24 protein-coding genes and 1 pseudogene are annotated in these 25929 nt (G+C 62.4%); 17 read left to right on the top strand and 8 right to left on the bottom strand.

Annotated features, from left to right (window positions below):
* The first annotated feature begins 66 nt into the window (after positions 1-66).
* Complete coding sequence (locus AB4Z53_RS06085; RefSeq protein ID WP_441595282.1) at positions 67-1734, top strand: Na/Pi cotransporter family protein; 1668 nt, start codon at positions 67-69, stop codon at positions 1732-1734.
* A gap of 29 nt (positions 1735-1763) precedes the next feature.
* On the opposite strand, the gene AB4Z53_RS06080 is transcribed toward AB4Z53_RS06085, so the two are convergent.
* Both AB4Z53_RS06080 and AB4Z53_RS06075 read right to left on the bottom strand, forming a co-directional pair.
* A complete protein-coding gene (locus AB4Z53_RS06080; protein ID WP_441595281.1) occupies positions 1764-2687 on the bottom strand; it encodes a bifunctional helix-turn-helix transcriptional regulator/GNAT family N-acetyltransferase in 924 nt (307 codons plus the stop codon).
* Between the two features lie 92 nt (positions 2688-2779).
* On the bottom strand, positions 2780-3268 hold the full coding sequence (locus AB4Z53_RS06075) for an HIT family protein (RefSeq protein WP_223724780.1): 489 nt from the start codon (positions 3266-3268) through the stop codon (positions 2780-2782).
* 312 nt (positions 3269-3580) lie between these two features.
* Here AB4Z53_RS06075 and AB4Z53_RS06070 point away from each other — a divergent pair, with 312 nt between their 5' ends.
* Complete coding sequence (locus AB4Z53_RS06070) at positions 3581-5317, top strand: adenylate/guanylate cyclase domain-containing protein (RefSeq protein ID WP_441595280.1); 1737 nt, start codon at positions 3581-3583, stop codon at positions 5315-5317.
* 114 nt (positions 5318-5431) lie between these two features.
* Positions 5432-9490, top strand: a complete 4059-nt coding sequence (locus AB4Z53_RS06065) for an NACHT domain-containing protein (protein WP_441595279.1) — start codon at positions 5432-5434, stop codon at positions 9488-9490.
* 96 nt (positions 9491-9586) lie between these two features.
* Here AB4Z53_RS06065 and AB4Z53_RS06060 read toward each other — a convergent pair whose 3' ends face one another.
* Together AB4Z53_RS06060 and AB4Z53_RS06055 are read right to left on the bottom strand one after the other, a co-directional pair.
* Positions 9587-9745 (bottom strand): hypothetical protein, encoded by a 159-nt coding sequence (locus AB4Z53_RS06060; RefSeq protein ID WP_441595278.1) that lies wholly within the window; start codon positions 9743-9745, stop codon positions 9587-9589.
* 109 nt (positions 9746-9854) lie between these two features.
* The gene (locus AB4Z53_RS06055; protein WP_291150530.1) at positions 9855-10376 is read right to left on the bottom strand and encodes a DUF6428 family protein; all 522 of its coding nucleotides are present in this window, start codon (positions 10374-10376) and stop codon (positions 9855-9857) included.
* A 42-nt stretch (positions 10377-10418) separates the two neighbouring features.
* On the opposite strand from AB4Z53_RS06055, the gene AB4Z53_RS06050 reads away from it, so the two are divergent.
* The 4 genes from AB4Z53_RS06050 to arsB are packed head-to-tail and all read left to right on the top strand — an operon-like array spanning position 10419 to position 12805.
* Positions 10419-10769, top strand: coding sequence for an ArsR/SmtB family transcription factor (locus AB4Z53_RS06050; protein WP_441595277.1), 351 nt, complete (start codon positions 10419-10421; stop codon positions 10767-10769).
* The gene (arsN2, locus tag AB4Z53_RS06045; RefSeq protein ID WP_441595276.1) at positions 10766-11215 is read left to right on the top strand and encodes an arsenic resistance N-acetyltransferase ArsN2; all 450 of its coding nucleotides are present in this window, start codon (positions 10766-10768) and stop codon (positions 11213-11215) included. The genes AB4Z53_RS06050 and arsN2 overlap by 4 nt, the downstream gene beginning before the upstream one ends.
* 10 nt (positions 11216-11225) lie before the next feature.
* Entirely contained in the window at positions 11226-11747 is a 522-nt protein-coding gene (locus AB4Z53_RS06040) for an arsenate reductase ArsC (RefSeq protein WP_441595275.1), read from the top strand.
* Positions 11747-12805 carry an ACR3 family arsenite efflux transporter gene (gene arsB / locus AB4Z53_RS06035; protein WP_441595494.1) on the top strand — a complete coding sequence of 353 codons (1059 nt, stop codon included), beginning with the start codon at positions 11747-11749 and terminating at the stop codon, positions 12803-12805. The genes AB4Z53_RS06040 and arsB overlap by 1 nt, the downstream gene beginning before the upstream one ends.
* Positions 12806-12833: 28 nt before the next feature.
* On the opposite strand, the gene AB4Z53_RS06030 is transcribed toward arsB, so the two are convergent.
* Both AB4Z53_RS06030 and AB4Z53_RS06025 read right to left on the bottom strand, forming a co-directional pair.
* Positions 12834-13202, bottom strand: a complete 369-nt coding sequence (locus AB4Z53_RS06030; RefSeq protein WP_223724772.1) for a VOC family protein — start codon at positions 13200-13202, stop codon at positions 12834-12836.
* 174 nt (positions 13203-13376) lie between these two features.
* The gene (locus tag AB4Z53_RS06025; protein WP_441595274.1) at positions 13377-14267 is read right to left on the bottom strand and encodes a LysR family transcriptional regulator; all 891 of its coding nucleotides are present in this window, start codon (positions 14265-14267) and stop codon (positions 13377-13379) included.
* A 294-nt stretch (positions 14268-14561) separates the two neighbouring features.
* On the opposite strand from AB4Z53_RS06025, the gene AB4Z53_RS06020 reads away from it, so the two are divergent.
* Both AB4Z53_RS06020 and AB4Z53_RS06015 read left to right on the top strand, forming a co-directional pair.
* Positions 14562-16277, top strand: a complete 1716-nt coding sequence (locus AB4Z53_RS06020; RefSeq protein WP_441595273.1) for an MFS transporter — start codon at positions 14562-14564, stop codon at positions 16275-16277.
* Positions 16175-17002, top strand: a pseudogene (locus tag AB4Z53_RS06015) (LysR substrate-binding domain-containing protein); the annotation flags it as partial. The gene AB4Z53_RS06020 and the pseudogene AB4Z53_RS06015, both read left to right, overlap by 103 nt.
* 7 nt (positions 17003-17009) lie before the next feature.
* On the opposite strand, the gene AB4Z53_RS06010 reads toward AB4Z53_RS06015, so the two are convergent.
* Both AB4Z53_RS06010 and AB4Z53_RS06005 read right to left on the bottom strand, forming a co-directional pair.
* Entirely contained in the window at positions 17010-17738 is a 729-nt protein-coding gene (locus AB4Z53_RS06010) for an SDR family oxidoreductase (protein ID WP_441595272.1), read from the bottom strand.
* 128 nt (positions 17739-17866) lie between these two features.
* Positions 17867-18241 (bottom strand): DUF4180 domain-containing protein, encoded by a 375-nt coding sequence (locus tag AB4Z53_RS06005; RefSeq protein ID WP_441595271.1) that lies wholly within the window; start codon positions 18239-18241, stop codon positions 17867-17869.
* A gap of 388 nt (positions 18242-18629) precedes the next feature.
* Between AB4Z53_RS06005 and napE the strand changes: the two genes are divergently transcribed.
* The 8 genes from napE to AB4Z53_RS05965 all read left to right on the top strand — a co-directional run bounded on the left by napE (position 18630) and on the right by AB4Z53_RS05965 (position 25728).
* Positions 18630-18818 (top strand): periplasmic nitrate reductase, NapE protein, encoded by a 189-nt coding sequence (gene napE / locus AB4Z53_RS06000; protein WP_291150557.1) that lies wholly within the window; start codon positions 18630-18632, stop codon positions 18816-18818.
* A gap of 8 nt (positions 18819-18826) precedes the next feature.
* Positions 18827-19327, top strand: coding sequence for a ferredoxin-type protein NapF (napF, locus tag AB4Z53_RS05995; RefSeq protein WP_441595270.1), 501 nt, complete (start codon positions 18827-18829; stop codon positions 19325-19327).
* Positions 19320-19604, top strand: coding sequence for a chaperone NapD (locus tag AB4Z53_RS05990; protein WP_419195765.1), 285 nt, complete (start codon positions 19320-19322; stop codon positions 19602-19604). The genes napF and AB4Z53_RS05990 overlap by 8 nt, the downstream gene beginning before the upstream one ends.
* Positions 19601-22108 carry a periplasmic nitrate reductase subunit alpha gene (gene napA / locus AB4Z53_RS05985; RefSeq protein WP_441595269.1) on the top strand — a complete coding sequence of 836 codons (2508 nt, stop codon included), beginning with the start codon at positions 19601-19603 and terminating at the stop codon, positions 22106-22108. The genes AB4Z53_RS05990 and napA overlap by 4 nt, the downstream gene beginning before the upstream one ends.
* Before the next feature lie 110 nt (positions 22109-22218).
* On the top strand, positions 22219-22674 hold the full coding sequence (locus tag AB4Z53_RS05980; protein ID WP_113539002.1) for a nitrate reductase cytochrome c-type subunit: 456 nt from the start codon (positions 22219-22221) through the stop codon (positions 22672-22674).
* Positions 22675-22678: 4 nt separating this feature from the next.
* The gene (locus AB4Z53_RS05975) at positions 22679-23377 is read left to right on the top strand and encodes a NapC/NirT family cytochrome c (RefSeq protein WP_113539003.1); all 699 of its coding nucleotides are present in this window, start codon (positions 22679-22681) and stop codon (positions 23375-23377) included.
* Between the two features lie 610 nt (positions 23378-23987).
* Positions 23988-24410 (top strand): YciI family protein, encoded by a 423-nt coding sequence (locus AB4Z53_RS05970; RefSeq protein WP_441595268.1) that lies wholly within the window; start codon positions 23988-23990, stop codon positions 24408-24410.
* A gap of 469 nt (positions 24411-24879) precedes the next feature.
* Positions 24880-25728 (top strand): hypothetical protein, encoded by an 849-nt coding sequence (locus tag AB4Z53_RS05965; RefSeq protein ID WP_441595267.1) that lies wholly within the window; start codon positions 24880-24882, stop codon positions 25726-25728.
* Positions 25729-25929: the final 201 nt, after the last annotated feature.

Here is a 25929-nt window from a genome sequence, read left to right as displayed (position 1 = left end):
CGATTTCCGGCTGCATTGTGGGTTCCATGGCCAAAGCCATGTTCGCTTTGCAGGCGAGGTGCGCGCATGTCGACAGCAATTGCCATTCTCGGCGGCGTCGGGTTGTTCCTGCTCGGCATGACCGTCATGACCGACGGCCTGAAGGCGCTGGCGGGATCGGCGCTGCGCACTGTGCTCGGCAAGGCAGCGGCGACGCCGCTTTCGGGTGCGCTCTGGGGCGCGGTGGTGACGCTGCTGGTGCAATCGTCGAGCGCGGTGACGATGACGACGATCGGGCTCGTCAGTGCCGGCCTGCTGACCTTTCCGCAGGGGCTCGGCCTCGTCTTTGGCGCCAATGTCGGCACGACCGGAACGGGCTGGCTGGTGGCGTTGATCGGAGTACGGGTTTCGCTGTCGAGCTATGCGCTGCCGCTGATTTTCCTCGGCGCGCTGATGAGGCTGCTCGGCGGCGGGCGGATTGCGGCGGCCGGCGGCGCGCTCGCCGGGTTCGCGCTGGTGCTCTACGGATTGACGACGCTGCAGCAGGGCATGGGCGGCCTTGCCGAAAGCCTCAACCCCTCCGATCTGCCCGCCGTGCTCGGCATGCCCGATGTCGGCTGGGCGGCAGGTTCATTCGGCCTGCTGACACTGATCGTCGTCGGCCTTGCGATGACCGCGGTCATGCAGTCCTCGACGGCTGCCATCGCCGTCACCATTTCGGCCTTCTACGCCGGTGCCGTCGGGCTGGAGCAGGGGGCCGCGCTGATCATCGGCCAGAACATCGGCACCGCGACGAGCTCGGCGCTGGCGGCGATCGGTGCCAGCACGACGGCCAAGCGCCTGGCGCTTGCCTATGTGCTCTTCAAGCTGATTGCGGCACTGATCGCGATCGCCGCCTTCCCGTTTACCGTAGCGCTGATGAAAACATTCTCGGCTTCTGTCGACGGCATGACGCTGCTTGCCGCCTATCATACGGCCTATAACGTTGTGGGCGTTGCCGTGCTGCTGCCGGCAACGCGATGGTTCACGCGGGCGGTCGAGTGGCTGCTGCCTTCCCGGCAGACGGCGCTCGAGCGCGCGCTCGATCCGAGCACGTTGGCAAACCCCGTGGTTGCGGTCGAGACCGCCCGGCGGGTCGTCGCCGCCGTTCTGAAGACGGTGGCCGGCGACGTCTCCGCGGCGGTTTCCGGGGGCGAGCGCTTGAAGCCCGAGAGCGCGCAGGCTGCCGCCGTAGCGCTCGAAAAGATCAGGGACTTTCTCTCGGAGCTAACGGAGCCGCCGGAGACGGAGGCCGAGCGTCACCGCCTGACGAGCACGCTGCACGCACTCGACCACGCTTCCCGCCTGGTGGAAACCCTGGCAGATCATGGGGCTGCGGCCGAGCCGAATGGCACGTCGGCGGACCGGAGCGTGGCCGAACTTTGCTTCAATGCCATGCGGGCGGCGGAGGCGATCGGCGGCTCGATCACCGCGGAATCGGCGCTGAGCGACCGGGCAGCCCCGATCGCCTGGACCGTTTCGCCCGATATCGCAGCCGCACTCGCCGAGGCGCAGCGTGCGGCGACGGCGCTCGACGCGTTGCAGCGGGAACACCGCGCCATGACACTCGCATCCGTCACGCCGGGAAATCTCACCGCTGCCGATGCCTTTACCGAGATCGATGCCGTGCGCCGGCTCGACCGGATGGCGCACCACGCCTGGCGCTCGGCAGCGCATCTGCTCGGGCGCGGCGAGGGCGGTGATCTGGCGGCATAAAAGCGGCCTGCTTCCGGCCTGCGCCTGCCTCACAGATCCCGTGCAAACGTCTGGCCGGTGAGGTCCTTGCCGAAGCTGTAATGCTGTTCTTCCTCGACCAGCGCGAAACCGGCCTTCTCGTAGATGTGGCGGGCGGCGTCGAGGCCGGCATTGGTCCAGAGAACCATGCGTGTATAGCCCAGAAGGCGGGCGTGGCGCATGCATTCCTCGACCAGGCGGCGGCCGATGCCGAGGCCGCGGGCGCTCGGCTCGACATAGAGAAGCCGGAGCTTTGCCGTTGTTTCGTCGTGCCGGACGAGAAACACCGAGCCGACGACCTTGCCGTCCTTTTCCGCGATCCAGCACCGGTCCGATGCCGGGTCGTATTCGCGCATGTATTTGACCACGATCTCGGCGACCAGCGCCTCGAACTCGGTGCTCCAGCCGTATTCCTCGGCATAGAGCGCACCCTGGCGGTGGATCACCCAGCCCATGTCGCCCGGCTGCGGATCACGCAGGACAAAGCCCGGTGTCCGCTCGTCGGCAAGCAGGCTCTCGATCTCGACCATCGCGCCGACCAATTGCCGCTGTTCCGGCACGGAAAGCTTTTCCAGCATGGCGATCACTTCGCGCTGCGACGCATCCTCCAGGGGCTGAAGCGTTTCGCGCCCCGCTTCCGTCAGTTCAAGCTGGACAACCCGGCCATCGGCCGGCGAGCGGGTCTTGGCGACCAGCCCTTTCTTCTCGAAGCCGGCGATGACGCGGCTGAGATAGCCGGCGTCAAGCCCGAGTTCACGGCAGAGATCTGTCGCCGTCAACGCCGGCCGGTGCGCCAGTTCATAGAGAATACGGACCTCCGTCAGCGAGAAGGCGCTGGCAAGCAGGTGCTCGTGAAGCAGGCCGATCTGGCGGGTATAGAAGCGGTTGAAGCGCCGCACCGTCAGGGCGCGGTCGTCGATTTGCTGCGGAGGCATGGTGACGCCTTTATGAATTTGCCTTTGGCACATAAATAGTTGCCTTAGGCAAATAATGTCAAGCGCGGGCTGACGAAATTCGAGGTCGTGATTCAAGTTTGCGCCGGCGGACGCATGACGTGCCGCAACAATTCCACGGTTTCAGGCACCGTTGGCCCTTCGGCGAGAGGCGGATCCGGCCGCTCGCAGAATTCGCGCCAGACAAACAGCGTCAGTTCGGCGCCATCCGTCGATGCTTCCCGGGTGTCGGCGAAATTCTGAAGCAAGCGATATCGGGAATCCCCCCAGAATAACGCCTCGACCCAATGATAGATGGGGATCACGTGAAAATGGATTGGATAGCCGCGCATGTGGCCATACCGGCCTATGTAGACGCGGTGAGCATGAAGTTTCTTCAGTGCGGTTTGGGCGGTTGCCAGCAACGGACCGAGTTCGCTTAGCGCGCTCGCCGGCAAGTCAGACAGGTCATTGGTGTCTGTCTTCGAACTGATCATGAGGTAGCCGGGCAAGGCCGAGTCGATACGGTGGTTCACGAGCCATCCGTCTGTTTCCGTAATGTGCAGGTGCCGCGGTATCTCCAATGCCGTACTCCCATGTCGTGCTTGCACGACCCCAGATCAGGTGAGGCTCACTGAGGGGCCCCGCACGACAAGAGATTAGGCACTTTCGCACTGGCTACAACGAAAGATTGCGGTGCCCGCTTGGTGCCAGCTTGCCATGGCCAAGGTGCGCTTGCGATCGGGCCTTCGATGCGCTGCGGAGCCGTGCCGATAGAGGGGCAGAACTCGCTAATTTAGATAGGCGAATGTCCGACCGTGCGATAGTATTGCATCGGGAACCTCCTTGGTCCGGAAGTCCGGAACGGGCCGCTTTTCAACGTTTTTGGCAAGCCCATGGAGCAAAGACTCGCCGCAGTGCTGGCGGCCGATATGGCCGGCTACTCCAGGCTGATGGAGGCCGACGAAGCGGGCACACTTGCGCGGCTTCGAACCCACCGCATCGAGCTCATCGATCCCGCGATCGCCAAGAACAAGGGCCGGCTGATCAAGACCACGGGCGACGGCCTGCTGGTGGAATTCCAGAGCGTGACCGACGCGGTCAAATGCGCCGTCGAGATCCAGCAGCGCATGAAGCGGCGAAACTCCGACGTGCCGGAGGACCGGCGGATCGAGTTCCGCATCGGCATCAATCTCGGCGACATCATCTTCGAGGACGACGACATCTTCGGTGACGGCGTCAACATCGCGGCGCGCGCCGAGCAACTGGCCGAGGTCGGCGGCATCTGCGTGACCGCGGCGGTAGCAACGCAGGTGGCCGACCGGCTGGAATTGCCGATCGAAGATCTCGGAGAAAAGACGCTGAAGAACATCAGCCGGTCGGTGCGCCTCTACCGCATCGCTCTCGAGGGCCTGGACCTTCCGGCCGCGACGGGGGCGAGCGACGCGAAAAAGGGCGTCTGCAAGCCGACTATCGTCGTGCTGCCCTTCGACAACATGAGCGGCGATCCGGACCAGGAGTTTTTCGCCGACGGCCTGACCGAAGACATCATCACCGAGCTTTCGCGCCGGCACGAGCTCTTCGTCATCTCGCGCAATTCCTCCTTCGTCTACAAGAACCAGTCGGTAAACGCGCGCGAGGTGGCGGCGAGCCTCGGGGCGCAATATCTGGTCGAAGGCAGCGTGCGCAAGATCGGCGAGCGGGTGCGGGTCACCGTGCAGCTGATCGATGCGGTCAATGACGCCCATATCTGGGCCGACAAGTACGACCGGCAGCTCGACGACATCTTTGCCATTCAGGACGAGGTGACGGCGGCGATCGCCGCAACCGTGCCCGGGCGCCTGGAGGCCGCGCAGCGCGACCAGCTCTCGCGCACCAAGCCGGCAAACATGGCGGCTTACGAATGTGCGCTGGCCGCCAAGGTGCTGCACCATCGCAGCACCGTTGCCGACAACGCCCGGGCGCAGTCGCTGATCGACCGGGCAGTTTCGCTCGACCCCGGCTACGCCCATGCCCATGCCTGGCGGGCCTGCATTCTCGGCCAGGCCTGGGTCTATGGCTGGTGCGAAGACAAGGAGGCGACGTGGCTCGAGGTCAATGCCGAGCTCGAGCAGGCGCTTTCACTCGACGACAACGATGCCGACGTGCACCGCATCCTTGCCGCCGTCAACGTCAACAACAATGCGCTGACCACGGCGCGCTATCACCAGGAGCGGGCGCTCTTCCTCAACCCCAATTACGATCTGGTGGTGGTGCAGCAGGGCGAGCTTCTGACCTGGCTCGGCCGGCCGGAGGAGGGGGTGGAGTGGATCCGCAAGGCCATGCGCCTCAATCCGCACCACCCGGAACGCTTCTGGAGCCACCTCGGCAAGGCCTATTTCGCTGCCCGTCAATATGGCGAGGCGATCGAGGCCTTCATGCACCTTTCGAGCATGGACGAAACCCAGCACGCCTTCATCGCCGCCTGCTACGGCTGGCTCGGCGACGCGATCGCCGCAGGCGCGCACATGGAGAAGGTGCGGGCGCTGGCGCCGGAGTTCGAGATAAAGAGGTTTCTGGGCACGCTGCATTATGCGCAGGAAAGCGATGCGCAGCATCTGCGCGAGGGGCTCACCAGGGCGGGGGCGGGGTGAAAAACCCCTTGGAGGCTGCGGAAAACCGCAGAATTGCGCAATCGAGCCGTTGCCAGTGTCTGTGCAACGATGCAACCGTAGACTGGTGAATTGCTCGCTACTCGGACTTGCATCGTGACCTATGTTCATCGGACACTTGTTGCGTCAAAGGGCGCAAGGGAAGAACGGTCGATAACCGAACTTGAAGTAATTTCCCTTTCGAAAGTGGTGGTGCTGCTGGGCGAACCAGGTATTGGCAAAACCGAGTTGACCAAATATCTCGAAGCTTCATTTGGGGCTACGAGAGTTGCCGCTGGGACGTTTTGGCGATCGGCGAATCCGGCAGCATTTCAGATTGGCGGAGGGGATACGCCACTTATTATTGATGGGCTGGACGAAATCTCAGCGCCCGGTGCCGAGTCCCCGATTGATCGCATTCTTCAGTCGCTAAGCAAACTCAATAATCCGAGCGTTATCATTTCATGCCGGTCCGCGGATTGGCTGGGTTCTGTTAGTCGGCACAAACTTTCGCAAGACTACGGCGTCGAGCCGATTCTTGTGCACATCATTCCTTTTAGTGATGAGCAAGTCAGAGATTTTCTTGGGGGATACAATCCGTCTATCGACTGCAGCGATTTTCTAGCTGCGATTAAATCACGCGGTCTCGACGACCTCGCCGGCAACCCACTCACTTTAAAACTGCTGGCGGAAGTTTGGATTCAGGATGCTGGGTTGCCTACCAGCAAAACCGACCTGCTAGAGCGTGCGACACATGTTTTGGTGGAAGAGGAGAACCAAGCGCACGATCAATCACCACACGCACAAATTTCAAGGGAGGCACTATTAGATGCGGCTGGCGCTATATTTGCACATTTGATCCTTTCGGGAAGTGTTGGTATCGCGACTGGGAGCCGTAAATCGTCCCCGGTTGGATTTGTTCCATTTGCCGAACTCGGTGGGATGGGGCATGGTGAGGAAGTCCAAGCCGTACTCAAAACAAGGCTTTTCAAATCGGAAGCTGAGGGACAACTGGTCCCAGTTCACAGGGTAATTGCGGAATATCATGCCGCACGCTGGCTGAGCAAAAGACTTGATACCAAGCTCTCACAGCGACGGCTCTTTCGATTGATCGAGTTTGCCGGTGGGGTGCCTTCGGCACTCCGCGGACTACACGCTTGGATCGGATACTTTTTCCCTCAGGTATTTTCTCGCTGCGCCGACGCCGACCCGTACGGATTTCTGCGGTATGGGGATATAAGCCGCCTTTCTGCGGCAAATGCACGCCACCTGCTAAGGGCGCTATCAAAGTTGGCGGAGGAGGATCCCTATTTCCGTAGCGAAGATTGGGGAGTTCGCGCCGTTGCTGGACTAGGGCGTTCGGAACTCAAGCAAGACATCGTCGAACTCATCACAAGCCCACAAAGGCACATGCAGCTATCAGCCCTCATTCTTGGGTCGCTAGCTGGTTCCGCTCTAACAAGTGAACTTGTGCCTGAATTGCTCGCGCTGATCGAAGATAAATCCGCGCCTTACGTAGAACGAATCCACGCTGCGGAAGCGCTCGCCAAATCTGGGGTTTCGGTTGATTGGCTCTGGATGATGGAGATGTTGCTTGGCCAAAGGCGCCTCGATAGCAATCGATTGGTTGTAGAGTTGATTGCGATAGTCGGGCCAAGCAACTTCGGCCCTGCAATCATCGCTGACGCTCTAGTAGCCTTGAACGGAATGAATGAATCCGAGCGGCGTGAGTCTCGTATCTTCGGCTCCGACTATCGTCTATTCGAGCTAACACCTCCCGACCTAGCCCGACAGGTTCTGGATTGTATTGCCAAACGAGTAATAGAAAAGCAGAGGCCCCGTCACTGGCATCCGGGCCGTTCAATGACTTCAGCGATCCAGCGACTGCTGTTGTCCGCTATCGATGGTGCTGAGATTGATCCTAGACGATTCTGGTCATGGGTCGAGTATCTCGAAGGGCGTACTGGCTACCATGAAGACGCGACCGCCACAATCAAGGTGTATCTGCAGGCGCGCGACGATTTTCGTCGAGGTGTTCAGCGGATCGTACTCTACGACACCACGATAGACGGCGCCCCTTGGATGGCAATCGTTCATGAACTGCCGCGCAGCGTGTCAGGGCTTATGCTTTCAACCGATGATGCTGCTTCCTTTCTTCTCGAAATTGCCGACGAAGCGACGCCAACGCCGTACCAAATCGAACTATGGGGGGACCTGGTCCGAGCGATGGGAAGGCCGGATAGACATGAGCAGAGCTTGAAGGACGCGATTTCGGTGGGCGTTCGTCGGCATCGATGTTTAGCTGCTATCTACGAAGAAATTGCGCGTCCGCCAGCCCGCGATTACGAGTCCGAACAGAGGCGACGTCAGGTCAGTTACAATAAGTCTCGGCTCGCAAAGTTCCGACGGCATCGAGAGTCTTTCTCTAAAGTTGTCGAGGCGATTGCGGCTGGCCAGAATATGGGCGCTCTGGTCTCGTTGGCCGACGGCTATCTTGGTCGATATTCTGACCTTGTCCATCCCACGGATCCTGTCGCGCGCCTGACCGAATGGGTTGGTGAAAATGTTGCGGCAGCCGCGACTAAGGGATTTATGGTTGCGCTTCACCGGGATGATTTGCCGAATTTTGAGAGCATTTGTTCGATACGCTTAGAAAACAAACGCTGGCGAGCCGAATCTGTGATGTTGGCTGGCGTTGCTGAAATTGTCCGGTCGGGCGGTTCACTCAGGGATGTCTCGCAAGACGTGATAACGGCGGTTCTGGCAATTTGGTGGGGTATGCCGGAGTTTAACTCTAGCAAGCTGGGCGAGGATATTGAGGTCAGCCTTGAAGGCATGACTTTCAGTGATGAGCAAAGGGCTGAGACGTTTATTTCGGTGATTATCGAAACTCAGCTTGCTGCAGGAAAGTCGCCCATCTCGGGCATTTACAGGTTTGTTCGCGAAAAACGATTTCTCAACTTTTCCCCTCGACTCGCTCTCAAATGGCTAGCTAACTATTTAGACGCTCCCTACGACACTCAAGAAGAATTGGTGCGGTTTGCCATCCATTCGGTCGAGTATTCAGAGCTTTTGCGGCTGGTCCACAACCGCTTAAGCACCTTAAACGATCGTGATAAAAGCGTTCAATTTCTCTGGGCGGCTGTCGCATTTTGCATCGGCCCGCCAGTTCTGCATCGTCAAGTCGCTGCGACTGTATCCAAAGAACTCATCTGGCCAATAATTGACTTGGTTTTACCGGACGCTGAAGGGGCCGAGCGTCTAGAGCTTCGGGTCGAACGGTACGAGGCGATCATTAATGCATTCGCCGTGGAATGGCCGCATGTGGCACATCCCACAGGCGGTTGGAGTGGCCGCCAGAATCCTTGGGACGCCAGCGATTTCATTAAATATTGCGTGCGGTCGATCGGCAACAACGCAACGAGCGACGCCACTGAGGCGCTTGATCGCCTTCAGGTGTTTTTAGGGGAGAGTAGCTACTCTGAGTATTTGCAACACATTGCATTCGTACAACTTCGAACTCGAAGAGATCAGAGCTATGTACCTCCCTCGTTCCGTGACCTGAAGGATATTCTTGGGAACGCGAAGCCGACGAGTGTACAGGATCTACAGGCGGTTATCCTCGATCACTTGGATGACCTTCAGCTGTACGTGAGGAACTCTGACACAGGCGGATGGGAAGCTTTCTGGGACCGCGAAATTCCGAAGGTTGAAAACACATGTCGCGATCGCCTCCTAGATCTGCTCCGGCCACGTCTTTCGAGTGCGGTTGAACTGTTCCCAGAGCTTCCAATGCCCGATCAAAACCGCGTCGACATCTATGCGACCATTCTTGGCCAAGGGCTGCCAATCGAGATCAAAGGCCAATGGCACCCACAAGTTTGGAACGCATCTAGCATTCAGTTGAGTGAAAAATACACGCGTGATTGGCGCACTGACGGGAGGGGAATCTACCTTGTGTTGTGGTTTGGTCAGGTCGCCGGGAAAAACCTGCCCGGCCGACAAGACGACATCCCACTTCCCTCAAATGCCGCTGAGCTACAAAAAATGTTGATCGACGGATTGGACCAGGATGAAAAGCTGAGGATTGACGTCTTTGTCCTCGACGTTTCGAAGTCGCCAACCGCGCATGCGCGGTTGGCGAGGAAGAGGGGAGGATCAAATAGATCGGCTTGAAGCCATTTTTTGCCTATCCAACCCTGTCGGCTTCAAGCTCGTGGTCGTGCCCGCCGATGATGCCGGTCGAAACGAGGGCTTCGAAAAACCCCACTTTCAGATCGAAGGATAGGAGAAGGTCTGCGCGCAGGGTTTGACGACGGCGTCATTTGCAGACGCCATGTCTTTCCAAGGGCTGATGATCACCAGCTCGTTCTGGTTTCCTTTTACCTTGCGCGCCGGCGTCGCGCCGAGGTGCCCCGGCAGTTCGGCCATCTCGACGAATGTGGTGGGGGCGCCTCAGGTCTGGTGGTTGTTGCTACCGAATGCTTCGCCTGGCCGGCGGGCCCGGGTACGACCCCCCGTCCATCCGTGGCGGATCGCCTCAAGCGCAGCAAGCGCCGGGCGAAGCTTTGGGCGCGCAACATGCCGTCGGGCGGCTGGTTTCGGCAAGCCAGCGATCTCGCGGCTTGCAGCTGGCAGGCCTCGGCACCAGGTGAACGTGAATGCTGCCATCCTTCACGACAGGAGCATCGGCGCAATAGAGCTGCATCGGACGCACGCCGTCGCTGACCTCGAAGGTAAGGCGGGCCGTGGCATTAAGGCGAACGTGTTCGGAAACCTTGCGGACGATGGCCGAGAATTTTCCGGCGGAAAGGTGCGTTCGACGGGCTTCCTCAACATCCCATAGCTGCACGAAGATCTCGGACCAGGCCTCCGGATTGGCGCCGCAATCGAGGGCCGAGAACTGGCCAGCCTTAACCTCTGTCACATGGTAGCCGGATTTCACCTGACGCCCATCGTAGTGAAATACGAGCGGCAAATCCCCGGCGATCCGGAGCGCGCTGAGCAAGTCGGAGAGGTTGAGGTCGTGGTCGCTGATTTTGGGCTTGTCGAGAACATTCATTTGGGTTAATCCTCATTTCAACGATTCAAGGATTATTGAAATATGGATGAGCGTCAAGCCCTCGCTGCCTTCGGAGCGCTTTCGCAGGAGACTCGCCTACAGATCGTCCGTCTGCTGGTCATCGCCGGCGCGGACGGTATGGCAGCGGGTGCTCTGGCGGAAAGGGCGGAGGTGTCGCCTTCGAACATTTCCTTTCATCTCAAGGAATTGGAGCGGGCAGGCCTGATCACGCAACAACGGGAATCCCGTTCAATCATATATCGCGCAGACTACGATGCGCTCGGCGGTCTGGTCCGTTTCCTCATGGAAGACTGCTGCGGCGGGCATCCCGAGATTTGCGCGCCTGCGGTCGCCGCGGCGCCATGTTGTGCGCCTTCAGGAGCCAAAGGATGATAGAGCTCGACTTGCACCCCATTCCCGGAAGCGACCCCGGGCTGCGGACCGCATTGATGGCGGCAAACCTTCCAGTTGATGATCTTGAAGAGGAGGGACGTCAGTTCTTTGCCTTCAATTCGCACGGCAAGGTCGTCGGATACGGCGGTATGGAACAGAGTGGCCAGCATACGTTGCTGCGTTCCCTCGTCGTCCTGCCGGAATACCAAGGGCGCGGTATCGGAAGCCGATTGCCACCTCTCATGTTCGGGCACGGCTATCGGTTCGCGATGAGATCGGTGTTTCTGCTCACGGAAACGGCGGTGCCGTTCTTCGAGCGTCTCGGCTTCAGATGCATCGAGCGTTCGGAGGCCCCGGCGGAAATTCTCAATACCCGGCAGGCGTCCTCGCTCTGCCCGTCGTCAGCAACCTTGATGAAGCTCGTTCTCCCCGAGCACTCCACCTAAAGGGACACCCATGTCTGATCGTGTTTACAACGTGCTCTTCCTTTGCACGGGCAATTCCGCGCGTTCCATTCTTGGCGAAGCCATCCTCAACAAGGAGGGAAAGGACCGGTTCCGCGCCTTTTCGGCCGGTAGCCAGCCGAAGGGGCAGGTCAATCCGCACGCCATCCTTGAACTCGACGCTCTAGGCTATCCGACGGGCGGGCTGCACTCGAAGAGTTGGGACGTGTTTTCCGGCGCTGATGCTCCACGGATGGATTTCATCTTTACGGTTTGCGACAGCGCGGCCGGCGAGGCTTGCCCGGTCTGGATCGGCCATCCGATGACCGCCCATTGGGGTATCGAGGACCCGGCCGAGGTCAAAGGAACCGAGGCCGAAATTCAACAGGCTTTTGCGAAGGCCGCAAAATTCCTGAAGAACCGGATTGCGGCTTTCATCAACCTGCCGATGGCTTCGATCGATCGCATGGCGCTGGAGCGCCAGCTTCGCGAGATCGGTGGCATGGAAGGCTCGACCGGCCGGAGTACTTCGTGATGTCGGCCTTCGAGCGCTATCTGACCCTGTGGGTTGCCGTCTGCATCGTCGTTGGCATCGCGCTTGGCCATCTCCTGCCCGGCGTGTTTCATGCCATCGGCGCGGCAGAGATCGCGAAGGTCAACATCCCGGTCGCGATCCTCATCTGGCTCATGATCATCCCGATGTTGGTGAAGATCGACTTCCAGTCGCTTTCAGGGGTGGGGCGCCACTGGCGCGGCATCGGCGTGACGCTCTTCATCAATTGGGCGATCAAGCCGTTTTCGATGGCGCTGCTAGGCTGGTTGTTCGTCGGCTGGCTGTTCCGTCCGCTGTTGCCTGCGGATCAGATCGACTCCTACATCGCCGGACTGATCATCCTTGCGGCTGCACCGTGTACGGCGATGGTTTTCGTGTGGTCGAACCTGACGCGCGGCGACCCGCTGTTCACCCTGTCCCAGGTGGCGCTCAACGATGCGATCATGATCGTCGGCTTCGCGCCGATCGTCGGACTTCTGCTCGGGCTCTCTGCGATTACCGTCCCATGGGCGACCTTGACCCTGTCCGTCGTGCTCTACATCGTCGTTCCTGTGATCGTCGCGCAGATGCTTCGCAAGTACCTCAAGGTAGGTGAATCGTCGTCAGGTCTCGATCGGTTCCTCGCGAAGGTTCAGCCGATATCGCTGGTCGCCCTGCTTGCGACACTGGTGCTGCTGTTCGGCTTTCAGGGCGAACAGATCATCGCACAGCCGACCATCATTGCTCTTTTGGCAGTGCCGATCCTCATACAGGTCTATTTCAACGCCGGGCTGGCCTATCTGCTCAATCGCCTGTCAGGCGAGAAGCATTGCGTGGCCGGCCCCTCGGCCCTCATCGGAGCATCGAATTTCTTCGAGCTCGCCGTTGCCGCTGCCATCAGCCTCTTTGGCTTCCAGTCGGGCGCGGCGCTTGCCACCGTCGTCGGGGTGCTCATCGAGGTGCCGGTAATGCTGTCGGTCGTCTGGATCGTGAACAGGTCGAAGGGCTGGTACGAGGCGGCACCGGCAGTCGCCAAGGGGTCCCTTTCGAAAAGCGCATGAGCGCCTCAGGTGCCGCTGTCCGCGAGGCTTAGGCCTCAGCCTCGTGGCAGACGGCCTCGATATTGTGCCCATCCGGATCGAGGACGAAGGCGGCGTAATAATTGGCGTGGTAGCGCGGGCGCAGGCCGGGGGCGCCGTTGTCCTTGCCGCCGGCCGCAAGGGCTGCTTGGTAGAAGGCGTCGACCTGCTGCCGGGTCGCGGCCATGAAGGCGAGGTGAAGGTGCGCCGGCGTTTCTTCGGTCTGGTAGAGGCACAGCGACGACTTGCCGTCCGTGCTCATTTCCACGCCGTGGGCGCCATGATCGACCACGGAGACGCCGAGCGGTTCGAGCGCCTTCAGGTAGAAGTCGAGGCTTGCCGCATAGTCGCGGACACCGAATTTGACGTGGTCGAACATCGCGTTCTCCTGTGCGGGTTTGACGGGCGGTGGCGAGACGGCGCTTCGCGGCTGGGATTGGGCTGATACCCCGATGGCCTGTCATAGGCAACAGCGGCCTCCATAGCCCTGCAGGTCTCCGGCGCGGCTGTCAGTCCACGGGCCTGGCATTCTTCGCCGGACGTAACCGGGACCTTACGTGGTGCACACCTCCCGCACGCACGCCCGTAACCACCGGTGCGCCGGATCCGCATCCAGGCGCGGGTGCCAGAGCAGCGAGATGGTGATTTCGGGGAGCGCGACGGGGAGCGGGAAGGTGACGAGGTCTTGGCGCAGCGTTCCGGTGTAGCGTTCGGGGACGCTGGCGACGAGATCCGTGGCGCGGGCGAGCGCTAACGCCTCGGAGAAGCTGCCGACGGAGGCTGCGATCTGACGGCTGAGACCGACCGCGTGAAGGGCGGTGTCGATCGGGCCGGTGTCGTTGCCACGGCGCGAGATCTGGACGTGGCGGGCTTTAGCGTAGCGGGCGGTTGTGATTTCGCCTGATGCCAGCGGATGGCCGGGGCGGATCACCCCGACGAAACGGTCGTGGAAAAGCGCCTGGGCGCGAAGCTCCGGGCCGGTCATGTCGCCGACAACGCCGGTTTCGAGGTCGACAGTACCTTCGCGCAAGGGGCTGCTGTCCCGGTCGAGCTTCTGCACGAAGCGGAGGCGCACGCCGGGGGCTTCGGCGCCGACGCGGGCAATCAGATCAGGACCGAAATTTTCGACGAAACCTTCGCGGTTCCTGAGCGTGAAGGTGCGGGTGAGCGTCTTCAGGTCGAGGTTCTCGGCGGGGCGGAGGCAGGCTTCGGCCGCTTCCACCAGTGGGCCGACGCGACCGCGAAGCTCCAGCGCGCGCGGTGTGGGGACGAGGCCGCGGCCGGCGCGCACCAGGAGCGGATCGCCGGTCGCCTCGCGCAGCCTTGCCAGCGCCCGGCTCATGGCCGAGGGGCTGAGCTGCAGGCGCCGGGCGGCGCGGGCGACGCTGCCTTCCGAAAGCAGCACATCGAGGGTCACGAGCAGGTTGAGATCCGGTCTGGTCATCGTCCTTCATAACACGAGTTCATGTCAGATGTGGCGTTGAACGCACGAATGAATTGCAAATGCTGCGCCTTCCGCCATGTGAGGTCGGGGCCTATTTTTTCGGAGAACCGAATTGGAGGGTTTTCCGATGATCCCATACCTGCTTACGCATGCGGCCCCATCCCCGATTTCCCGGTCTGACCGGAAGCGCTTGCCGCATATTTTGATTCATGACGGCGCTGTATCTCTTTGTTTTAAAGCCATTTCTTGCGCTAGGAACGGGCGTCGCGAAGCCTCGCGCGTGGGAGGTGGCCGATGAGCGTCACGAAGACTGCCATCGCTCCCGCCGCCGCACCGGTTCGCTGGGTGCTCGCCAGCCTGTCGCTGTCGATGCTGCTCTCTTCGCTTGGCACCAGCAGCGCCAATGTGGCGCTTCCGGCGCTGGCGGATGCCTTCGGCGCGTCGTTTCAGGCGGTGCAATGGGTGGTGCTCGCCTATCTGCTTGCCATCACCACGCTGATCGTCAGCGTCGGGCGGCTCGGCGATATCGTCGGCCGGCGGCGGCTGCTTCTTGCCGGCATCGCGCTCTTTACCGCAGCCTCGGTCCTTTGCGGCCTGACGCCGAGCCTTGCGCTGCTGATCGCGGCACGGGCGGTGCAGGGGATCGGCGCGGCGATCATGATGGCGCTGACCATGGCCTTTGTCGGCGAGGCCGTGGCGAAGGAGAAGACCGGCAGCGCCATGGGCCTGCTCGGCACCATGTCGGCCATCGGCACCGCGCTCGGGCCGTCGCTCGGCGGCGCGCTGATTGCCGGCCCCGGCTGGCGGACGATCTTCCTCGTCAACGTGCCGCTGGGGCTCCTGGCGCTCGTGCTTGCCCATCGGTATCTGCCCGCAGACCGAAGCCTCAAGGGCAGGGAGCGCCCGCGCTTCGATCTGGCCGGCACGCTGCTGCTTGCGCTTTCGCTCGGCGCCTATGCGCTGGCGATGACGGCGGGGCGCGGCAGCTTCGGCGTGCTGAATGTCGCGCTGCTCCTGGCGGCTGCCATCGGCCTTGGGCTGTTCCTGCTGGTCGAGACGAAGGTAGGCTCGCCGCTCATCCGGCTGGCGATGTTTCGTGATCCGACGCTGAGCCTGGGGATTTCGACCAATGCGCTGGTCTCGACCGTGATGATGGCGACGCTGGTGGTCGGGCCGTTTTATCTGTCGCGCGGGCTGGGGCTCGATGCGGCGATGGTCGGGCTCGTCATGTCGGTCGGTCCCGTCATCTCGGCCTTCGGCGGGGTGGTCGCCGGTCGCATCGTCGATCGCCTGGGTGCACGCTCCGTGGTCTCGGTCGGTCTGGTGGCGATGGTCGCGGGCAGCATTTCGCTCGCCGTTCTGCCCGGTCTGGCCGGTGTTGCCGGCTATATCGCGGCGATCGCGCTGCTGACGCCCGGCTATCAGTTGTTCCAGGCGGCCAACAACACGGCCGTCATGGCTGAGGTGGCGGCGGACCGGCGCGGTGTCGTCTCCGGCCTGCTCAACCTCTCGCGCAATCTCGGCCTCGTTACCGGCGCGTCGGTGATGGGGGCGGTCTTCGCCTCGGCGGTTGCGGCAAGCGATATCGCCAAGGCCGCGCCGGAGGCGGTGGCCTGGGGCATGCAGGTGACCTTCGCTGTCGCAGGGCTGCTGACGGCGATCGCGCTTTTGATCGCGGCCGGGAGCAGGGCGCTCGGCAAGCGCCTTGCGCCGCGGGGAAGCGTCGGCCTAGCGGGCGGGGCGGGGGGCTGCCGCCGGGCGCGGTTGACGCCCGGCGAATGCCTGTGGCAGCCTTGGTGCCACACCCTTTCCCCATCTCTCCCGGCGGCTTCCTCCCGATGCATCCTCGCCTTCTTACGACATTCCTTGCCGTCTCCCGTCATCGCAACATCACGCGGGCGGCGGCGGAGGTGCATCTGGCGCAATCGAGCGTCAGCGATCAGATCCAGTCGCTCGAGGCCGAGCTCGGCGCTACGCTGCTGGTTCGCGCCAAGGCCGGGCTGGAGCTGACGGCGGCCGGCGAAGCGCTGCGTCTTTATGCCGAGGAGATGCTTGCCCTGGCCGACGAGGCGCGGGCGGCAGTGGCGGCCGCGGCCGGGCAGCAGGCGGGCGCGCTGACGATCGGCGCGCTGGAGACGATCGCCTCGGCGCAGCTTGCGCCCTTCCTGTCGCGGTTTCGCGCCGCCCATGGCGATATAGATCTGCGGCTGACGGTTGCCGGCAGCGGCGACCTGCTGCGCAGGCTCGAAACGGGTGAGATCGACGTCGCCTTTTCGTTTGGCGAGGGCACGGCCGACGAGCGGCTGGCGCGGCGGGTGATCGCCGCCGAGCCGATCGTGCTGATCGTGCCGCCGGGGCATGTGGCGCTGGCGAGGGCGCCGACGATGACGGGGCTTGCGGCAGCGGATTTTCTCACCACCGAGCGCGGCTGCGTCTACCGGGCGATCGTCGACAGGGCCTTTGCCGAGGCCGGGGTCTCGCCACGGCGCGCGGCCGAAGTGGGCAGCCTTGCCGCGATCGCAAGACTGGTGGCGACGGGCGCAGGCATTGCCCTGGTGCCGCGCCTTGCCGTTGCCGATGCGCTGGCGCGCGATGAAATCGGCGCGGTCGCCTGGCCGGGGCCGACACGCACCGTGCCGCTTTCCATGATCTGGCGCCGCCGCCGCGTGCAGCCGCCGGCGCTCCGGCGCCTGCTTGCCGCGGCGAGCGAGGCTTTTGCGCCGGCTGTGACCTAGACCCGGTTCAGATCAGCCGGTGCCCGCCCTCGACATGCAGCACCGTACCCGTTGTGAAGCCGTTGCCGATGAGAAATCCTATGGCATCGGCGATGTCGTCGGCCTTGCCGACGCGCCCGACCGGCAGGCGCTCGGCCATTGCGCGCAGCGTCTCGTCCTTCCTGTCGCCGGCAACGAAGGTCCAGATCGGCGTATCGACCCAGCCGGGCGAAACCGCGTTGACCCGGATCGGCGCCAGCTCGACGGCAAGCGCCCGCACCAGCCCCTCGAGAGCCGCATTGACCGCGGCGACGACGGCGCCGCGGGCGGCGGGGCGGTAGGCGGCAATGCCCGAGGTGAAGGTGAGGGAGCCTGCGGGCGAAAGCACCGGCGCGCCATATTTCGCCAGGAGCAGCGGGCCGAAGACCTTCGTCTCCACTACCTTCTGCGCTGCGGCAAGATCGATCGAAGGCAGGAGTTCATAAGCGCCTTCGATATCGGCGGCGGTGCTGACGATATGATCGATACGGCCGAGCTGGCGGAAAAGCGCGGCGACCTCGTTTTCGCGGGCGATATCGGCGGCGATCGTCGTCAGCGAAGAGTGGTCGAGGTCATGGCGCAGGCGATGCAGCCGCTCTTCGTTGCGTCCGACGACGATGACCTCGGCGCCCTCGGCGAGCGCCCGTTTCGTTAGCGCCAGGCCCATGCCGGAAGCGCCGCCGGCAATCAGGATCCTCGTATTGGCGATTGCGTTCATTGTCCGTTGTTCCTTTCGGTGGTGACCGGAAGGAGACTTGGCAGAGCGGCGGCACCAGCGGAAACGGAGAAAACCGATAGCGCCATCGGCTTTTCCGATGATGGCAAGGGATGCCGGTCCGTGGGCAGTCAGGCGGCCGCGACGCCTTCCAGCTTCACGCGGAGCGCCTCGAAATCCGGCACGAACCAGATGGCATTGCCCTTGTTGGTCTCGCGCACGAAATCGGTCAGCGCCTTGCTGGCCTCTAGCCTCGGGCCGATATCGCCGACGATGGCGAGCCGCATGCGGTAGTTGACGAACTTCTGGAACACTTCGCCGGCGATACGCGTCGAAAGGTCGAGGAAATCGGCCCCGAGCCGTTCCACCGGGATCGCCACCACGGTCGCCTCATGCGCCCAGGCGTCGCCGAGAAAATCGTTGGCGTCGCCGGCCGCCTTGAGCAGCGTTCCTTCGCTTGCGCATTTCAGCACGCGCACGGTTCCGATTTCGATGAGCTGTGTCATGCGACGAGGAATAGAAGGTGAAGCCCTGGGTTGCAAGGGCGATCTGGACAGCCGTTGCCGCCTTGAAGATGCGGCATTCGCCGTCCGTGAGATTCGCCCTGTGCTTGCATTGGTTCACCGCCTTGGCGAAAGTGTCGGAAGCGATGTATTCGTGTAAATATAACGGATTTCGGAAAGTTGATTGATCTCCGCGTGTTATTTCGGCGCGCGATCGGAGAATTGCCGTCGATTTTTGCGTCGGACTTCGGGTGTTTTGACACAGATCAATGACCGGCTCTGTTTGGCCTCTACTGTGCGGCAGGATGCGGAAGTGTCATCCTTAGGTCATGGGATTGATTTTTATTTCGGTTGGCGCATCTTACCGTAGATTGTGTTGGGGGACGCAGGAATGCCAGAGCTCGTTCAGCAACAGCCGATTGAAAACCGCCCGCGGTCGCGGCGTGCGGAGCTCATTACCTTCTTCGTGCTCGCCTTCGGCATCTGGCCGATTGTCGCCGTCGGTATTGTCGGCGGCTATGGTTTCCTCGTCTGGATGCTGCAGATCATTTTCGGCCCGCCGGGCCCGCCCGGGCATTGAGGTGAGCCATGGGCACTGAGCCTCTCTCACGCCGTGAACTCTTCACCGGCCGCGCTGCGGCAAAGCCCGTTCGCATTCGTCCGCCGGGTGTTTCGGAGCCGAGCCTTGCCGCCTGCACCGGCTGCGGCGCCTGTGCGGAGCGATGTCCCACCGGCATAATCCGTCTTGAAGGCGGTCGGCCCTTCGTCGACTTTTCCGGCGGCGAATGCACCTTCTGCGGCGCCTGCGCGGAAGCCTGTGCCGAGCCCGTGTTCGAGGCGAAGGATGTGCGGCGTTTTCCGCATGTCGCAAGCATTGCCGACACGTGCCTCGCGCGCCGCTACGTCGCCTGCCAGTCCTGCGGCGAAAGCTGTCCGGAGCAGGCGATCCGTTTTCGCCCACGCATCGGCGGGCCGTTCCTGCCCGAACTCGACGAAGCCAAATGCACCGGCTGCGGCGCCTGCCTTGGCGGCTGCCCGGTGAGCGCCATCGTGGTCAAGGCATTGGAAGCGGAGGTGGCTCATGTCTGAGGCCGCAATGGCAAAGGCGGGCACGCCCTATCACATTTCGAGCGCCGTGGTCGCCACGATGCCGCAGAGCACGGAAGCGGTGCTAGCGACGCTCGCAGGAATGGAAAACGTCGAAATCCACGGCCATGGCGGCGGCAAGATCGTCATCGTCATCGAAGGCAGAAGTACGGGCGCGCTCGGCGAATGCCTGACGCAGATCTCGCTGCTCGACGGGGTGATCTCGGCCAACATGGTTTTCGAGCATGTCGAAATGGAAGAGGAAGGGCAGGAGCCATGAGCGGAGAACTGACGCGGCGTGACATACTGAAGGCCCATGCGGCCGGCATCGCCGCCGCCACGGCCGGCATTGCGCTGCCTGCGGCCGCACAGCCGGTGCCGGGCGGTGTCAACGCGCTGGAGATCAAATGGTCCAAGGCGCCATGCCGCTTCTGCGGCACGGGCTGCGGCGTGATGGTGGGCGTGAAGGAAGGCCAGGTGGTCGCCACCCATGGCGACATGCAGGCCGAGGTCAACCGCGGCCTCAACTGCATCAAGGGCTATTTCCTGTCCAAGATCATGTACGGCAACGACCGGCTGACGACGCCGCTCTTAAGGAAGCGTGGCGGCGTCTACGCCAAGGACGGCGAGTTCGAGCCGGTGAGCTGGGACGAGGCCTTCAACGTGATGGCCGAGCAGGCGAAGAAGGTCCTGAAGGAGAAGGGCCCAACGGCGCTCGGCATGTTCGGCTCCGGGCAATGGACGATCTTCGAGGGCTATGCGGCGACCAAGCTGATGCGGGCGGGCTTCCGCTCCAACAACCTCGACCCCAATGCCCGCCACTGCATGGCGTCCGCCGCCGTCGCCTTCATGCGCACCTTCGGCATGGACGAGCCGATGGGCTGCTATGACGATTTCGAGAACGCCGATGCCTTCGTGCTCTGGGGCTCGAACATGGCGGAGATGCACCCGATTCTGTGGACCCGCGTCGCCGACCGGCGTCTCGGCCAGCCGCATGTGCGGGTCGCGGTGCTTTCGACCTTCACCCATCGCAGCATGGATCTCGCCGATATCCCGATCGTCTTCAAGCCGGGATCGGATCTGGCGATCCTCAACTATATCGCCAACCACATCATCGAGAGCGGCAAGGTCAACGAGGACTTCGTCAAGAAGCACACGAAATTTGCCCGCGGCGTGACCGATATCGGCTACGGTCTGCGGCCCGACAACCCGATCGAGGTCAATGCCGCCAACTCCAAGGACCCGGGCAAGACCGAGCCGATGGATTTCGAGGCGTTCAAGGAATTCGTTTCCGAATACACGCTGGAAAAGACCGTCGAGCTGACCGGGGTCGAACCGGAGTTCCTGAAACAGCTGGCCGAGCTTTATGCGGACCCGAGCCGCAAGGTCATGTCGCTCTGGACCATGGGCTTCAACCAGCATGTGCGCGGCGTCTGGGCCAACCAGATGGTCTACAACCTGCACCTTTTGACCGGAAAGATCTCCGAGCCCGGCAACAGCCCGTTCTCGCTGACCGGCCAGCCGTCTGCCTGCGGCACCGCGCGTGAGGTGGGCACCTTCGCGCACCGCCTGCCGGCCGACATGGTTGTGACCAATCCCGAGCATCGCAAGCATGCGGAGGAGATCTGGCGCATTCCGCACGGCATCATCCCGGAAAAGCCCGGCTACCACGCCGTGCAGCAGGACCGGATGCTGAAGGACGGCAAGCTCAATTTCTACTGGGTGCAGGTCAACAACAACGTCCAGGCGGGGCCCAATACCGCCAACGAGACCTGGCAGGGCTATCGCAACCCGGACAACTTCATCGTCGTTTCCGATGCCTATCCGACGATCACCGCGATGAGCGCCGACCTGATCCTGCCCGCCGCCATGTGGGTGGAGAAGGAAGGGGCCTACGGCAATGCCGAGCGGCGAACCCACGTCTGGCACCAGCTCGTGCAGGCGCGCGGCGAAGCGCGTTCGGATCTCTGGCAGCTGGTGGAGTTCTCCAAGCGCTTCACCACCGACGAGGTTTGGCCGAAGGAAATCCTCGACGCCAACCCCAACTATCGCGGCAAGACGTTGTTTGAGGTTCTGTTCAAGAACGGCGAGGTCGACCGCTTCCCGCTGTCGGAGGTAAGCGCCGAATACGACAACAACGAAGCGAAGGACTTCGGCTTCTACATCCAGAAGGGCCTGTTCGAGGAATATGCCACCTTCGGCCGCGGCCATGGCCATGACCTGGCACCCTATGACACCTATCACGAGGTGCGCGGCCTGCGCTGGCCCGTCGTGAACGGCCAGGAGACGAAGTGGCGCTACCGCGAAGGCTTTGACCCCTATGTGAAGGCGGGCGAGGGCGTGAAGTTCTACGGCAACAAGGACGGCAAGGCCGTCATTCTCGCCGTGCCTTACGAGCCGCCGGCCGAATCCCCCGACGAGGAATACGACACCTGGCTGGTAACCGGCCGCGTGCTGGAACACTGGCATTCGGGCTCGATGACCATGCGGGTGCCGGAACTCTACAAGGCGTTTCCGGGCGCGCGTGTCTTCATGAACGCGGAGGATGCCCGCAAGCGTGGCATCAACCAGGGCATGGAAGTGCGCATCGTCTCGCGGCGCGGCGAAATCCGCTCGCGCGTCGATATCCGCGGCCGCAACCGCATGCCGCCCGGCGTCATCTTCGTTCCCTGGTTCGACGCCAGCCAGCTGATCAACAAGGTTACCCTCGACGCCACCGATCCCATCTCCAAACAGACGGATTTCAAAAAATGCGCGGTCAAGATCGTTCCCGTAACCCTCTAGGGTTTTCTCGGCTGAAGCGGATTGCTGGAAACGTCCTGTCTCTTTGTTTCGGGGCAGTTCCTCAGGCTCAACCGCTTCGCACCTTTGCCGGCCCGAAGCGGCCTGTCTGGATGGCAATCGCCGCCGGCGTGATGGTGTTCGTCACCACCGCCGCCGTCGCCCAGGTTGCGGAAAAGCTGGTGCCGCAGCTCGAGGGTCCGACGCCGCAGATGGCGACCGAGGCGGCGGCACCGCTGCCGAAATGGGTGGTCGACGACAAGCGCCGGATGCGCGCCTATCCCGACCAGCCGCCGGTCATCCCGCATTCGATCGAGGGCTACGAGCTTTCGGTCAATGCCAACCGGTGCCTTTCCTGCCATAAGCGCGAGTTCACCCAGGATTCCGGCGCGCCGATGATCAGCGTCACCCACTACATGACGCGCGACGGGCAGATGATCGCCGACGTTTCGCCGCGGCGCTACTTCTGCACGGCCTGCCATGTGCCGCAGGCGGACACCAATCCTCTGGTGCCGAGCAACTTCAAGGACATGAGCGAGTTGGGTTTCAAGCCGGCCGGAAGCGAGTGACGACATGATCGCATGGATCAGGAAAATCATCCTCTGGGCCTGGGGGATCATGAAGACACCGGCCGGCACGCTCGGCTTGGGCTTCCTCACGCTCGGCGGCTTCATCGGCGGCGTCATGTTCTGGGGCGCCTTCAACACGGCGCTGGAACTCACCAACACTGAAAAGTTCTGCACCTCCTGTCACGAGATGCACGACAACGTCTACCAGGAGCTGACGCGCACGATCCACTTCTCCAACCGCTCGGGCGTGCGCGCCACCTGTCCGGATTGCCACGTGCCGCACCAGTGGACCGACAAGATCGCCCGCAAGATGCAGGCCTCCAAGGAGGTCTGGGGCAAGATCTTCGGCACGATCAACACCCGGTCGAAGTTCCTCGAAAAGCGGCTGGAACTGGCGCAGCACGAATGGGCGCGCATGAAGGCCAACGACAGCCTTGAATGCCGCAACTGTCATTCCTCGGTCGCCATGGACCTGCAGAAGCAGACCCAGCGCGCCGCCGAGATCCACACCCGCTACCTGCTATCCGGCAAGGCCACCTGCATCGACTGCCACAAGGGCATCGCGCACGAGCTGCCCAACATGGAAGGCATCGATCCCGGCTGGAAGATGCCGCCGGAACTGGAAGGCAAGAAGATGGCGGGCCAGACGCCGATCGACGATCTGCGGCAGGCGCTGGCGGACCTGCACACGCAGGTGCAATAGGCGCTTGGCTGCCGCGGCATTCGGCAGGAGCAACAGCGATGACGGAGGGCCATGCCGGCGCGGCGTGGCCCTTTTTTTGAGGTCTTGTGCCGTGTAACGCCAAGCCGCCCTCATTCCTGTGCTTGTCACAGGAACCCAGCCGCGTCGCGTCGGCGGCGCGAGAAACCTGGTGGCACAAAGGTGGTACGCCAGGACCGCATTTCCCGCCGTGCCGACGCACGGCTGCTGGATCTCTGTGACAAGCACAGAGATGAGGGGGTGGCGCTGGCCTCCTGCCAAATTGCCAGATGAGGTTGGACGGGGAGGCTGTCCCTGAGCCAACGGCGCACATTTGGATCGGCAGCGATGGTCTCGTCGCGCAGCGCTTTTTCTCCTCGTTTCTCCGCGCCAATCTTTTTTCGGAAAATTTTCGACGCCCCTGTCGGCACCGTCATTTCCCGTTCGTCATTTAGTCAGGGAGGCCAATCCGGCTTCCTCCACCGGAGCGGGATAGGAAAAAAATCCGCGCGGGTCTTTCGCCCGTAACCTGCTCTACCTATCTGGGTTTCACCATGCCGGCACCCCTTGAGGTCACGAGGACCGGGACCGGCGTGACAGAGGAGAATGGACAATGCGCGTAGTGGTTTTTGTAAAGGCGACCGAAGACAGCGAAGCGGGCAACATGCCCTCGACAGAGCTGCTGGCCGCCATGGGCAAGTATAACGAGGAACTGGTCAATGCCGGCATCATGCAGGCGGGCGAGGGGCTGCAGCCCTCGTCGCGCGGCGCCCGCGTCGCCTTCGACGGGGCGGACCGCATGGTTATCGACGGCCCGTTTGCCGAGACCAAGGAACTCGTCGCCGGCTTCTGGATCTGGACGGTGAAGGACATGGCCGAGGCGATCGCCTGGGTGAAGCGCTGCCCGAACTCGATGCCGGGTCCGAGCGAAATCGAAATCCGCCCGGTGTTCGAGATGGAAGATTTCGGCGACCTGGTGACGCCCGAGATCGCCGCCCAGGATGAGCGGCTGCGCGAGAAGATCGCCAACCAGTAAGGACGCCTTCAGCGCAAGGGCGAGTTTGGCCTCACCTCGGGTTTAACCCGAGAGCCAAGCCTGCTTGCCCCTCACCCTCTTCCCGCCAAGCGGGGAGAGGGGACGAGCTCAGATCGCTGGCATTTTCGGACGCGGCCGCGGTCAGCGTCAAAGCTGGTTTCGTCTCGGGCCAAGCAATTGGCAGGCCGGATGAGGGACGAGCCCTCACCGGGCGGATGAGGGGCCGGTCCTTACCGCGGGATGAGGGGCTATCGCCCTCACCGCGGGATGAGGGACAGCCGCTGGTGTCGTGCGGCGACAATGTGTTGCGCGGCGCGGCGAGGGGGGACGAAGGTCGCCCGCGGGATGAACGGCTGCCACAGTGTCCGGATCGTGTAGACTTTGGCATGGTGTCTGATCTGTTTCCCGTAGAGATTGTATTAACCGTGTTCGTTTACCTTATCTGCGGGGTTTGAACCGGAGTGGGGCAATGGTCAGGGCGAGCAGTTTCGTCATTTTTCTTCTTTCAAGTGTTTCGATCGCGGCGGCGGCCGATATCGATGGTCCGCTGGTGGGGCCGCAGGATGCCTATGAAGTGCCGGTGGAGCAGGCGTCCGGCGGTATCGTCGGCTACGTCGAGACGTCTTACGGCGCTGCCGTGGACTCGCCCGGCGATATCGACGCGGATGCATGGGATCTGCGGGGTGCTGTGAACTTCGATGCCGGCGCCGGCTTCAACCTGCAGCTCGATCTCGGCTACACGCGCGCCTCTTTTGAGGACCTCGACACCAACAGCTATGACGGCGCGCTGCACGGCTACTATCGCAACGATCTCTTTGCGGCAGGTGTCTTCGTGCAAGGCGCACGCCTCGACCCCGGCATCGGCGTCGACCTCAACGATTACATGGGTGGCTTCGAGGCGGCCTATTTCCTCGATACCTGGACGCTGCATGGCTCGGTCGGCTATGGCCAGGCGAGCATCGAAGACTTCGACGACATCGACGCCAACCACTATATGGGTTCGCTCGGCGCACGCGTTTACGCGACCGACAACCTGCGCTTCGACGTCGATGGCTCGCTCCATCGCATCAGCGAAGACGACATCGATTACGATCTGCGCAGCCTGAAGCTGACGGCGAACTACCGGCTGGACGCTTTCCCCGTCACGCTCTTTGCCGGCTACAAATACACCAACGAGGAGCTTTCAGGCCTGAGCGCTTCGGTCTCCGGCGACACCAGCACCATCTTCGGTGGTCTGCGCTTCTCCTACGGTTCGGCGACGCTCAAGGAAGAAGAGCGCCTCGGCCCGGTCTGGTCCAGCAACCGCCTGTCGTTCTGATCGGCTGCTCCGCAGCCGAATGCATCTTGCGCTGCCCCGCCATCCGGGGCAGCCGTTGCCGACCCACTCCGGGTTGCGTTGCGAATTTGCCGGCAGAGACGGGTCTCAGGAGGGCCCGGCGGCGCGATCGGGCAGTTGTCGCGATCTGGCGCGAAATCCGGGCCGATACAATGCCTAGTAGTGTTATTTAGTGTGTGCTAA

The sequence above is a fragment of the Ensifer sp. 2TAB8 genome, from assembly GCF_052115125.1.
Classification (GTDB): Bacteria; Pseudomonadota; Alphaproteobacteria; order Rhizobiales; family Rhizobiaceae; genus Ensifer.
The sequence above is the reverse complement of the archived record's forward strand: the minus strand, read 5'-3'. Positions and strand labels throughout refer to the sequence as shown.